Below are 12,224 nucleotides of genomic sequence, written 5' to 3'. Positions count from 1 at the left end.
TTTGTTTTTAATTGGCGCCACGCGGCGACGCCAAGCGGCTACGTCCGGCGCGCTTTTAGTCCATGCTCTACCACTCGGCGAAGCTGCCGTCCTTGTGGCGCCAGATCGGATTGCGCCAGCGATGGCCGATGGCCGCCCGTTCCTTGACATACTCCTCGTTGATTTCTATGCCCAGTCCCGGTCCTTGCGGAATGGTGACGTAGCCCTTGTCGTAGGCAAATACCTCAGGGTTTTTCACGTAATCGAGCAAATCGTTGCTCTCGTTGTAATGGATGCCCAGGCTTTGTTCCTGGATGAATGCGTTGTACGACACCGCGTCAACCTGCAGACAGGCGGCCAGGGCAATCGGGCCGAGCGGGCAGTGCAACGCCACCGCCACATCGTAGGCTTCGGCCATGGTGGCGATCTTGCGGGTTTCGGTGATGCCGCCGGCGTGAGAAACATCGGGCTGGATGATGTCGACATACCCTTCGCTCAGGATGCGCTTGAAGTCCCAGCGGGAATACAGGCGCTCGCCCAATGCGATCGGGGTGCTGGTCAGCGGCGCCAGCTCTTTCAAGGCTTCGTAGTTTTCACTGAGTACCGGTTCTTCGATGAACATCAGTTTGTACGGTTCCAGTTCCTTGATCAGGATCTTTGCCATCGGCTTATGTACCCGGCCGTGAAAATCGACGCCGATGCCGATATGCGGGCCTACTGCCGCGCGCACCGCGGCGACGTTGGCCAGCGTCGCTTCCACTTTCTCATAGGAATCCACGAACTGCAGTTCTTCGGTGCCGTTCATCTTCACTGCGGTGAAGCCGCGCGCTACGGCATCCTTGGCCGCGGCCGCGGTATCGGCCGGGCGGTCGCCGCCGATCCAGGAGTATACGCGGATGCTGTCGCGCACCGGGCCGCCCAGCAACTGGCTGACCGAGACTCCGAGCGCCTTGCCCTTGATATCCCACAGCGCCTGGTCGATCCCGGCCAGCGCACTCATGTGGATGGCGCCGCCGCGATAAAAACCGCCGCGATACAGCACTGTCCAGTGGTCTTCTATATGGCGCGGATCCTTGCCGATCAGGTAGTCGGACAATTCTTCGACGGCGGCAACCACGCTATGCACGCGGCCTTCGACTACCGGTTCACCCCAGCCGACCACGCCTTCGTCGGTTTCTATTTTCAGGAAACACCAACGCGGCGGTACGATGTAAGTGGTCAGTTTGGTGATCTTCATTAATCTGGTCTCCTGGTCAATTTGTTTTCGATGTTTCCGATGACTTTTGTGTCGCACACCATGCAGCGACAAAGTGGTTGGCATTCTGGCCGACTTGTTCAGCGCTCAGGCCCGGCTTGTACAGCGCCGATCCCAGGCCGAATCCGGATGCGCCCGCGCTGATGAATGTTGCCAGGTTTTGCGGCGTGATGCCGCCTACCGGCAGCAACGCCACTTCGCGCGGAATCACCGCGCGCCATGCCTTGACCACGTTCGGCCCCAATTGCTCGGCCGGGAACATTTTCAATACGTCGGCGCCGGCAGCCAGCGCGGCAAATGCTTCCGTTACCGTGGCAACTCCAGGCGCGCAAGCCAGGCCGGCCTGTTTGGCGGCGGCGATCACCAGCGGGTCGCTGTGCGGCATCACGATGATCTCGCCGCCGGCCCGTTTGACTGCTGCCACCTGATCCGTCGTCAACACGGTGCCGGCGCCAATCACGCAGTCTGCCGGCAAGCCGTTGCGCAAGGTGCGGATGCTGTCGAAAGGTTGCGGCGAATTGAGCGGCACCTCAATGATACGAAAGCCGGCTTCGTACAGTTTGAAACCGATCGCCGCCACTTCGTGCGGCTGGACGCCGCGCAGAATCGCGATCAATCCGCATTGTTTCATTGCATTTTTTAACATGATGATTTCCCGATATTCCAGCTGTTTCCAGTCCCGTCGAACCTATCTCAGCAAGCTTGTTTCAGCAAGCCCGCCGTCAGCGCCAGTTGCCACAGGCCGCGTTGCGTAGCCTGGGCAAGCACTTCGACTTTTCCAAAATCGTAAGCGCGCAACACCTGTGCATAGCGTTCGCACAAGCCGGCTTCGCCGACCAGCATTACCTGAGACGGCTGCCATCCCTGAGCGCGCAGCATGCTTTGCAACGCGGCGATCTCATGGCCGATCAGCAATCCGGACAGGTATTCGCGCTGGCCGGTGCCGTCCAGCACGCCGGTCAGGCCCAGTGTGCGCGCGCTGAATATGGTCGACAATACGCCAGCCTGGCCGGCGGCGGTTTGCGCCACCAAGGCGCCGCGCTCAAACGCGCGCTGTGCTGCATCGGCGTCATTTTCACTTTCGCCTCGACCGTCGCTGGCCTGCATGCTGCGACCGAGAATGGTATGTCCGCATAGGGCGGCATAGACTTCGCCGGTCATGAACGTATCGAAATGCGCCACCTGGTTTTGCGTTTTCGAGCGATGTATCTGCACCCATTTGGAATGGGTGCCGGGCAAGCCGATCAAGACATCCTGGCCTGGCGCATCTGATGCGGCGTCGAGGGTATTGAGCACGCCTATCGCCTGGGTTTCTTCGCCGCGCATGACGTTCGGCAGCATTGAATGCTGGATCAGGCCCGGCACGATATGGATCAGCTGGCCATTGCGGCTACGCAATGTGCTTAAGCTGGCGCCGATACGGTCGACCGCAATCGGTACCTCCAGATACGGAACTTCATGCCATCCCTGGCGACTGCCCACCATGCCTGCAGCAATGACTGGCGTATCCGGCGCTGCCCTCAGCCAATCGCCGCACGCTTGCTCGAAAGCGCTTTCGAAGCCGGTTTTGTCATCGCCATCAGTTGCGGGCAATTGCATCACGCCGCAGGGCAGGGCGCGTAATTCCAGCGTCGCGCCATATGCGCCGAGCCGGTAGGCGCGTAACGACGAAGTCCCCCAATCGAGGGCGATCAGTTGCGTCATTGCTTATCTCATTAATTGCGTTATTAACTGCGTTTGATGCTGCGCAGGCTGCATGGCTTGGATTAATTTCAAAAATTGCGCGGCAGGATCTGACAGCCGCAGTGCGTGGCGTACTTTATTCCGATGACAATTGCTTGTCAATATATGATATTATGTCCCAATATATGGGATTATGAATATTTTTACAGGTTTTAATAATGCGCAAATTGCAGGGATCGGCGGAGTCGCAAGGCAGCCAGGACAATTCGGGCGATCCGATTGCCGTGGCGCCGACAGGCACCCAAACTCTTACGCGCGGACTGGCGGTAGTGCAGGCAGTGGCCGACGGTGCGCGCGATTTAAAGCAGATATCGCAAATGCTGGGCACCACCCGCAGCACCACGCACCGGCTGGCGAACTGTCTGGTGCAAGAACGGTATTTGCGTTTCACGCCGAATGCCGGTTATGTGCTGGGGCCGAAACTGATCGAATTGGGTTTCCAGGCACGCGACGAAGTGTCGCTGAGCGTGGTGGCGCGGCCGTATCTGGAGCAGCTGGCTGAGCAATCCGGCGACACCATCCACCTGGCCTTGCAGGATGCCGACGACGTACTTTATCTGGACAAGATCCCTGGCAAGAAGGGTTTGGAAATGCGTTCGCGTGTGGGGCACAGGATGCCTATCGCTACCACCGGCGTCGGCAAGGCGTTAATGCTGGGCATGCGTGAAGAGGAATGGAAAACCCTGTACCAGAAGCGCAGTGCCGCAACCGGCAACTATGCTTCCGGCTTATTGCCAAAGCGTAGCTGGACCGAGTTTCGCGATCAGATGCGCGAATATGTCAAAGGCGGTTACGCCTTCGATCTGGAAGACAACGAGCCGTCGATACGCTGCGTGGCGGCGCCGATTTATGACGCCAGCCACGTGATTGTGGCTGCCATCAGCGTCTCCAGCACCTTGCCCTATATGCCGCTGAAACGGATGCAGTCGCTGATCGCCGTGGTGCAAGCCGCAGCCGCCGGTATTTCCAGCGAACTTGGCGCAAACAAATAAGAAAATATGGCGGCGGATCAGGTCGAGAGCGGCGGCAATTGACGCGGCTTGCGCTGCTCATCGGTAGCGACATAAGTCAGCGTCGCTTCAGTGACTTTCACAATTTCCGTCTGCAGCCGGTTGCGCTCGGCATACACCTCGACGTTGACGGTGATCGAGGTATTGCCGACCTTGACGATCTCGGCATAAAACGACAGCAGGTCGCCGACAAATACCGGGTGCTTGAACAGGAAGGAATTCACTGCAATCGTCGCCACCCGGCCATTGGCGCGGCGCGTGGCCGGCAACGAACCGGCAATGTCAACTTGTGCCATGATCCAGCCGCCGAAAACGTCGCCGTGTACATTGGCGTCGGAAGGCATCGGCATCACGCGCAGTTGCGGCATAGTGTCGGGAGGTAATTGGTTGTTGTTTTGATCAGTCATCTGTTATTTTCCCTGAGAGCTACAATTAGCGCTATACGTGAATTTATCCGGAACACTCCGTTTAGCTCGTAGCTTAAACTATTCTTTAAGATTGTCATCTCATGCGCCACCATTCTTCCACCCCGCCGGACGCCGCGCCCGTTGCAGGCGCCCAGCCCAAGCGCAGCGACTGGGCCACGCTCAAGACCTTGCTGCCTTATCTCTGGACCTATAAATGGCGGGTCTCGCTGGCGCTGCTGTTCATGCTGGGCGCCAAGCTGGCCAATGTCGGCGTGCCGCTGGTGCTGAAGAAGCTGGTGGACAGCATGACCATCACGGTCAGCCATCCGCAGGCGATGCTGGTGCTGCCGCTGGGAATACTGGTCGCCTACGGTGCGCTGCGCCTGAGCACCACCTTGTTTACCGAATTGCGCGAATTCGTATTCGCCCGCGTCACCCAACGAGCGGTGCGCACCATCGCTTTGCAGGTGTTCCGTCATTTGCATTCGCTGTCGCTGCGTTTTCACCTGAATCGCCAGACCGGCGGCATGACGCGCGATATCGAACGCGGCACGCGTGGCATCTCGTCGCTGGTGTCGTACGCCCTGTTCAGCATCCTGCCGACCTTGATCGAAATCTCGTTGGTGCTCGGCTATCTGGTACTGCATTACGATATCTGGTTTGCTGGGATTACCATGGTGGCGCTGGTCAGCTACATCGGGTTTACGGTCACCGTCACCGAGTGGCGCACCCATTTCCGGCGCACCATGAATGCGCTTGATTCCAGCGCCAATACCAAAGCCATCGATTCCCTGATCAACTACGAAACCGTCAAGTACTTCGGCAACGAGGAATACGAGGCGCGGCGTTACGACGATGGCTTGATGCGTTACGAAACCGCCGCGGTAAAATCGCAGAGCTCGCTATCTTTGCTCAATACCGGGCAATCGCTGATCATCGCCATCGCGGTCACGCTGATTCTGTGGCGCGCCACGCAGGGCGTGATTGACGGCAAGATGACCCTGGGCGACCTGGTGCTGGTCAACTCCTTCATGATCCAGCTGTACATACCGTTGAATTTCCTCGGCGTTATCTATCGTGAAATCAAACAGAGCCTGGCCGACATGGAGCGGCTGTTCCATCTGCTGGATGAAAATCGCGAGATCGCTGACGCCGCGGAGGCGCGGCCGCTATTGACCGGCGGCGCCCAGGTGCGTTTTGCGCATGTCGATTTCAGCTACGAAAGCAAGCGCCAGATCTTGTTTGACGTCGATTTCACGATAGCTGCCGGCACCACCACCGCGGTGGTCGGCCACAGCGGTTCCGGCAAGTCGACCCTGTCACGCCTGCTGTTCCGTTTTTACGATATCAACAGCGGCCGCATCACGATCGACGGCCAGGATTTGCGCGACATCACCCAAGCTTCGCTGCGCCAGGCGATCGGCATCGTGCCGCAGGATACGGTGCTGTTCAACGACAGCATCGAGTACAACATCGCCTACGGCAAGCCGGGCGCCACCAAGGCGGAAATCATTGCGGTCGCCAAGGCTGCGCATATCCATGATTTCATCGAATCTCTGCCGGATGGCTATAACTCGATGGTGGGTGAGCGCGGCTTGAAGTTGTCGGGCGGGGAAAAACAGCGGGTGGCGATCGCCCGCACTTTGCTGAAAAATCCTGCCGTGCTGATTTTCGATGAAGCCACTTCGGCGCTCGATTCGAAATCCGAACAGGCGATCCAGGCGCAGTTGAAGGAAATCGCCAAGGATCGCACCACGCTGGTGATTGCGCATCGTTTGTCGACCATTGCCGACGCCGCACAAATCCTGGTGCTCGATCACGGCCGCATCATCGAACGCGGCACGCACGCCCAGTTGCTGGCGGCGGACGGCGCTTATGCGCAGATGTGGCTGCGCCAGCAAGCGCACCCTGAAGAGGCGGCGAGCCCGTCGCCTGGCGTCGCTGACGGTTACCCTGAAAACGTAGTGCGGATGGTGTAACGGTACAACGCCGATGCAGATTGTTGGCCGGATGTGCAGCAATTCCCTATGCCGCGATTACCGACTCGCGTTACGATAGCGGCATGGAAAGCAAATGGTTAGAAGATTTTATTTCGCTGGCGGAAACGCATAGTTTCAGCCGCTCTGCAGAATTGCGCCACGTCACGCAGCCGGCTTTTTCGCGCCGCATCCAGTCGCTGGAGGCTTGGCTGGGAGCTGATCTGATCGATCGCACTTCCTACCCGACGCGCCTGACTGCCGCCGGCGAAGTCTTTTACGAGCAGGCGCTGGAGATGCTGGGCCAGATCAACAACGCCCGCGCGCTGATGCGCGGCAAGCGCCCGACCGCCTTGAGCACCGTCGATTTCGCCGTGCCGCATACTTTATCGCTGACCTATGTGCCGCGCTGGATTCGCGTTCTGGAGAACGGTTTCGGGCCGCTCAACACGCGCTTGCTGGCCTTGAACGTGCACGATGCGGTGATGGCCATGGTGGACGGCGGCTGCGATCTGCTGCTGTGCTATCACCATCCGCGCCAGCCGGTACAGCTCGATACCGGCCGCTATGATCTGATCACGCTAGGCAGCGAAGTATTGCGCGCCTATGCCCATTGCAACAAGGCCGGCGTGCCCGATTATGTTTTCCCTGGCAGCGCCAGCGCGCCTTTGCCGTTCTTGTCCTATACCAGCAACGCCTATCTCGGACGCATGGTGGAATTGATCCTGGCCGACGCCAAGAAGCCGCTCTACCTTGAAAAGCGTTATGAAACGGATATGGCGGAAGGCCTGAAGATGATGGCGCTGGAAGGACATGGCGTGGCATTTTTGCCGGAATCCGCCGTGACCCGCGAAGTCAAGCTGAAGCAGCTGGCCAGCGTCGACCAAGGCGCGCCCGAGTGGGAAGCCACCATGGAAATTCGCTTGTATCGCGAGCGTCCTACCGTGCAACGGCCGGGCAAACCGGTGGTGGCGCGCTTGTGGGCCTACCTGTTGGAACAGCAGGAAGAAGTGGCTAAAGAGGCCGCAAAAAACGCAAAACGTAAAACTCCGCAAGCCCACGCTTAAATTCTGATTCGGCCAGCTGAGCCGGCCAGTTACCCGGCATTTTCCGATGCTGGCGGGGAAGCCGCATCTGCTGCAATAAAATTGCACTTTTAGTATCAATGCAAAAAATGCATAGTTACATGCGCACAAAGCATTGGCTTTGCCCTATGCCGTTGTCCTACGATTCGCCACTAGATCGATTTTGCCCCGTTGCAGTCTTTCATGGGGGGCCGGTCTGCAACTTCCAGGAGCGCGCAAAAATATGACTATCAAGCACGAAGTTCCATCCTATCTCACGCAACATGGCATTGGCCCATGGGGCGACTATCTCGAACAAATCGATCGCGTAACCCCCTACCTTGGCAATTTGGCCCGTTGGGTTGAAACCATGAAACGTCCGAAGCGGATGCTGATCGTCGACGTCCCTATCGAACGCGACGACGGCACCATTGCCCACTTCGAAGGCTATCGCGTCCAGCACAACACCTCGCGCGGCCCAGGCAAGGGCGGCGTCCGTTTCCACCAGGACGTGACGCTGTCTGAAGTGATGGCCTTGTCGGCCTGGATGACGGTCAAGAACGCTGCGGTCAACGTGCCGTACGGCGGCGCCAAGGGCGGTATCCGGGTTGATCCCAAGACTCTGTCGCAAGGTGAATTGCAGCGCATGACGCGTCGCTACACCAGCGAGATCGGCATCATCATCGGCCCGAACAAAGACATCCCGGCGCCGGACGTCAACACCAACGAACAAATCATGGCCTGGATGATGGATACCTATTCCATGAATCAGGGCAGCACCGCATCGGGCGTCGTCACCGGCAAGCCGATTTCATTGGGCGGCAGCCTCGGACGGCGCGAAGCTACCGGCCGCGGCGTGTTCGTGGTGGGTTGCGAAGCCGCTGTCAAACGCGGCTTGAACATCCATGGCGCCAAGGTTGCCGTGCAGGGCTTCGGTAATGTCGGCGGCATTGCGGCACGCTTGTTCGCGGAAGCCGGCGCCAAAGTGGTGGCGGTACAAGATCATATCTCCACTGTGATGCGTTCCAGCGGCCTGGACGTGGCGGCGTTGCAAGCCCACGTCAATGAAACCGGCAGCGTCGCCGGTTTCCGCGGCGGCGAAGAAGTCAGCGACCGTGCGCAGTTTTGGGCGGTGGATTGCGATATTTTGGTGCCAGCGGCGCTGGAGCAGCAAATCACCGTGGAGAATGCGCCGACCATCCGCGCCAAGATCATTCTGGAAGGTGCGAATGGCCCGACCAGCCCGGCCGCAGATGACATCCTGCATGAGAAGGGCGTGCTGGTAGTGCCGGACGTGATCGCCAATGCTGGCGGTGTGACAGTCAGCTATTTCGAGTGGGTGCAGGATTTCTCCAGCTTTTTCTGGACTGAAGATGAAATCAACCTGCGTCTTACCCGCATCATGCGCGAGGCGTTTACCGCGGTCTGGCAACTGGCTGAAGAGAAGAAAGTATCGCTGCGTACCGCGGCGTTTATCGTTGCTTGCACCCGAGTCTTGCAAGCGCGTGAGATGCGCGGTTTGTATCCTTGATTGATGTTGCGTTATAGTCGAAATGTTTTGCTCGCGCTCAACCGGCTTGCCGCTTGAGCGCAAGTCGTCTGGCCTCGGACTTGTTCGAGGACTTGTTTGCAAAAGAGTGGCGCGAAAGCAGTCACCGCAGGTAATCAAACAGCTGGCTTGAATATTGCATTAAGCATATTCATTGTAAAAATCATATCGACAGCGCAACACTCGGGAGAATAACGTGGTATCTAGGGAATTTAAGGGTAGCTGGCGTGCCGCGCGGCGCAATTCAGGTTTCGGCCTGGCGTTGGCATTGGTGCTGAGCGTCGGCGCGACAACTGTCCATGCAGAAGATGTACTGGCAAAAATACGTGATAGCAAGACCATCACGATAGGCTATCGGGAAGCTTCATTTCCATTCTCTTTTTTGGATCAGGATAAAAAACCGGTCGGCTATGCAATCGATCTGTGTCTCAAAATTGCGGATGCAGTGAAGCAGAATCTGAAACTGCAGCAATTGAATATCGCCTACGTTCCAGTGACTTCTTCGAATCGCATCGAAATGGTTACCAGCGGAAAAATCGACCTGGAATGTGGTTCAACCACCAACAACGCAGAACGGCGCAAGCAGGTCAACTTTACTATTGCGCATTTCATGGCGTCGTCGCGCATGTTGGTCCGGGTGGAAGACAAGATAAAAAACTGGCCGGATCTGCGCGATAAAAAAGTGGCGACGACCAAAGGCACCACCAGCGTCAAATCGCTGGCAGACCGTGGCCAGATCCGTTCGCTGAATATGACCATCGTAGAAGGGCGTGATCATAACGAATCGTTCAAGATGGTGGTGGACAAGACGGCCGATGCATTCGTCATGGACGATGTGCTGCTCTACGGATTGAAGGCTACCGCCAAGGATCCTGCAGCGTATGCCGTGGTTGGAGATCCTTTGACAACGGAACCTTACGCCATCATGCTGCCTAAGGACGATGCTGCATATAAGACGGTGGTGGACCGTGAAATGGGGCGCATTATCCACGATGGTGAAATCTACAAGCTGTACACCAAATGGTTCCTGAGTCCGATTTCGGCAAAAAATAACCTTACGTTGAACATGCCGATGGGCTATCTTTTCAGAGAATCATTGCGCTTCCCGTCGGATCAGGTTGGCAATTAATTGCGGGACAGGGTTTAGGAGTCGCCGTAGCGCGACGAATTACCCTTTTCCGGGCGACTCTATCCTCAACTGAGTAAGTGACGCAGAAATTTTGAAATATCTGAGAAATTTCGCAAAAGAATTTGGCTGTAAATGTCGATTTATGCAAAGTTGGAGACTTGGAGACAAGGATTTTAGTAGGAGAGGTGATAATAATAAATAAGCATGAGTTTAAGTCTGCTGCTCAGGCGGCGAGTTTGTTAAACTATACAGATAATTTTTTTACGGGAGTTGTTATGATGTCATCGAAATTAGTTGTCGCATTGCTTGGCTTGGGAATGATGGTTGGCTCCGTACAAGCGCAAGAATTGACCGGAACCCTCAAAAAAATCAAAGACACCGGCACCATTACCCTGGGTGTGCGCGATTCTTCCATCCCATTTTCCTACCTGGATGACAAGCAATCATATCAAGGCTACTCGATCGATTTGTGCCTGAAAGCTGCGACTGCCATTCAGAAGCAACTCGGCATGACAGCATTGAACGTCAAGATGGTTCCGGTGACTTCGGCTACCCGTATCCCGCTGATCGCTAACGGCACTATCGACCTGTCTTGCGATTCCGCCACCAACAATGCTGAGCGTCAAAAGGTTGTTTCCTTTGCGCCGACCATGTACGTGACAGCGAATCGCCTGCTGGCTAAAAAATCGGCCAACATCAAGTCGCTGGACGACCTGAAGGGCAAGACCATCGTGTCGACCTCCGGTACCTCCAACCTGAAGCAGATCACCGTTCTCAATGCCGAACGCAACCTGGGCATGAACATCCTGGCTGCCAAAGACCACGCTGAAGCTTTCCTGATGGTCGAAACCGGCCGTGCAGTCGCATTTGCAATGGATGACATCCTGCTGGCGTCGCTGGCGGCTAGCTCCAGAGCGCCTGCCGACTATGCGATCACAGCCGAAGCTTTGTCGGTTGAGCCGTACGGCATCATTGAACGCCAGGGCGACCTGCCATTCAAAAACGCAGTCGACACTGCACTGGCCAATGTGTACAAATCCGGTCAGATCAACGATATCTATGCAAAATGGTTCTTGAAACCAATTCCGCCTAAGGGTATCAACCTGAACGTGCCGATGAGCCCGCAATTGAAGGCCGCATTCGCCCATCCGACTGACTCGGGCGATCCGGCTGCCTACGCTGCCGTGCCTGAAGCGCAAAAACAATCTTCGAAGAAAAAATAAGATTGGCAATATAAAGAACGGGATGGGGGGCGCAAGCCTCCCGTTTTGTTTCTAGAATTTAATTGCTGCGGCGCACAAGGCGTGCGCCGGGTGCAGGCAGCGGCAATGAGACAAAGAGTAATAGAGGGGACTTAATATGCATTACAACTGGAACTGGGGCATCTTCTGGCAAGAGTCACCCGATGGTGTCAGTACTTACATGGACACCTTGCTGACCGGCCTGAAGTGGACGCTTGCGCTGTCCGCAGGGGCCTGGATCATGGCGCTGATCATTGGCACCGTGATCGGCACGATTCGCACCATGCCGAACAAATGGGCAGTACGCGTGGCCAATGGCTACGTTGAATTATTTCGTAATATCCCGCTGATCGTACAAATGTTTCTCTGGTATTTCGTGATGCCGGAAATCGTCCCTGCGAGCATCGGCGGCTGGCTCAAGAGCCTGCCGAACGCATCATTTATCACCGCCTTCCTGGCGCTGGGTTTTTTTACGTCGTCGCGGATTGCCGTACAAGTCTCCGCTGGCATTAATGCACTGCCCCGTGGCCAAAAGCTGGCGGGTACTGCACTCGGTCTGACGTTGCCGCAAACATATCGCTACGTATTGTTGCCCATGTCGTTCCGGATCATCGTGCCGTCGCTGACCAACGAATTCGCAGCAATCATCAAGAACAGCTCGGTTGCACTGACGATCGGCCTGGTGGAACTGACCGCCGCCACTTACTCGATGCGTGAGTTTACCTTCCAGACTTTCGAATCCCTCACCGGCGCCACCGTGATCTACGTGATCATTTCGGGGATTGCCTTGTTGCTGGCGCGCTGGCTTGAAAAAGCGATCGCGATTCCAGGATTTATTGCCGCCGGCAGTGCGAATACAGGGGGGCATTAA

At 56.7% G+C, this 12,224-nt stretch carries 11 protein-coding genes; 7 read left to right on the top strand and 4 right to left on the bottom strand.

The features are described 5' to 3' along the window. Positions 1 to 67: 67 nt before the first annotated feature. From dgoD to BLV81_RS11055, 3 genes are read right to left on the bottom strand one after another with little or no spacing between them, the layout of a single operon-like run. On the bottom strand, positions 68 to 1,216 hold the full coding sequence (dgoD, locus tag BLV81_RS11065; RefSeq protein WP_092355659.1) for a galactonate dehydratase: 1,149 nt from the start codon (positions 1,214 to 1,216) through the stop codon (positions 68 to 70). A 16-nt stretch (positions 1,217 to 1,232) separates the two neighbouring features. Beyond that, a complete protein-coding gene (locus tag BLV81_RS11060; protein ID WP_092355656.1) occupies positions 1,233 to 1,880 on the bottom strand; it encodes a 2-dehydro-3-deoxy-6-phosphogalactonate aldolase in 648 nt (215 codons plus the stop codon). A gap of 47 nt (positions 1,881 to 1,927) precedes the next feature. Next, on the bottom strand, positions 1,928 to 2,938 hold the full coding sequence (locus BLV81_RS11055; RefSeq protein ID WP_092355652.1) for a 2-dehydro-3-deoxygalactonokinase: 1,011 nt from the start codon (positions 2,936 to 2,938) through the stop codon (positions 1,928 to 1,930). A 197-nt stretch (positions 2,939 to 3,135) separates the two neighbouring features. Here BLV81_RS11055 and BLV81_RS11050 point away from each other — a divergent pair, with 197 nt between their 5' ends. After that, positions 3,136 to 3,969, top strand: a complete 834-nt coding sequence (locus tag BLV81_RS11050) for an IclR family transcriptional regulator (protein ID WP_092355649.1) — start codon at positions 3,136 to 3,138, stop codon at positions 3,967 to 3,969. 17 nt (positions 3,970 to 3,986) lie between these two features. Here BLV81_RS11050 and BLV81_RS11045 read toward each other — a convergent pair whose 3' ends face one another. Further along, positions 3,987 to 4,394 (bottom strand): acyl-CoA thioesterase, encoded by a 408-nt coding sequence (locus BLV81_RS11045; RefSeq protein WP_092355646.1) that lies wholly within the window; start codon positions 4,392 to 4,394, stop codon positions 3,987 to 3,989. Between the two features lie 101 nt (positions 4,395 to 4,495). Here BLV81_RS11045 and BLV81_RS11040 point away from each other — a divergent pair, with 101 nt between their 5' ends. The 6 genes from BLV81_RS11040 to BLV81_RS11015 all read left to right on the top strand — a co-directional run bounded on the left by BLV81_RS11040 (position 4,496) and on the right by BLV81_RS11015 (position 12,224). After that, positions 4,496 to 6,373 (top strand): ABCB family ABC transporter ATP-binding protein/permease, encoded by a 1,878-nt coding sequence (locus tag BLV81_RS11040; protein WP_092355643.1) that lies wholly within the window; start codon positions 4,496 to 4,498, stop codon positions 6,371 to 6,373. 83 nt (positions 6,374 to 6,456) lie between these two features. Then, a complete protein-coding gene (locus BLV81_RS11035; RefSeq protein ID WP_092355753.1) occupies positions 6,457 to 7,437 on the top strand; it encodes a LysR family transcriptional regulator in 981 nt (326 codons plus the stop codon). Between the two features lie 241 nt (positions 7,438 to 7,678). Next, positions 7,679 to 8,965, top strand: a complete 1,287-nt coding sequence (locus tag BLV81_RS11030) for a Glu/Leu/Phe/Val family dehydrogenase (protein WP_092355640.1) — start codon at positions 7,679 to 7,681, stop codon at positions 8,963 to 8,965. Positions 8,966 to 9,179: 214 nt separating this feature from the next. Continuing rightward, positions 9,180 to 10,112 carry an amino acid ABC transporter substrate-binding protein gene (locus BLV81_RS11025; RefSeq protein ID WP_176992819.1) on the top strand — a complete coding sequence of 311 codons (933 nt, stop codon included), beginning with the start codon at positions 9,180 to 9,182 and terminating at the stop codon, positions 10,110 to 10,112. Positions 10,113 to 10,387: 275 nt separating this feature from the next. Continuing rightward, positions 10,388 to 11,335: an amino acid ABC transporter substrate-binding protein gene (locus BLV81_RS11020; protein ID WP_092355637.1), complete on the top strand. Its 948-nt coding sequence runs from the start codon at positions 10,388 to 10,390 to the stop codon at positions 11,333 to 11,335. A 136-nt stretch (positions 11,336 to 11,471) separates the two neighbouring features. Next, a complete protein-coding gene (locus tag BLV81_RS11015) occupies positions 11,472 to 12,224 on the top strand; it encodes an amino acid ABC transporter permease (protein ID WP_092355634.1) in 753 nt (250 codons plus the stop codon).

The sequence above is a fragment of the Collimonas sp. OK242 genome, from assembly GCF_900107095.1.
Taxonomy (GTDB): domain Bacteria; phylum Pseudomonadota; class Gammaproteobacteria; order Burkholderiales; family Burkholderiaceae_D; genus Collimonas.
The sequence above is the reverse complement of the archived record's forward strand: the minus strand, read 5'-3'. Positions and strand labels throughout refer to the sequence as shown.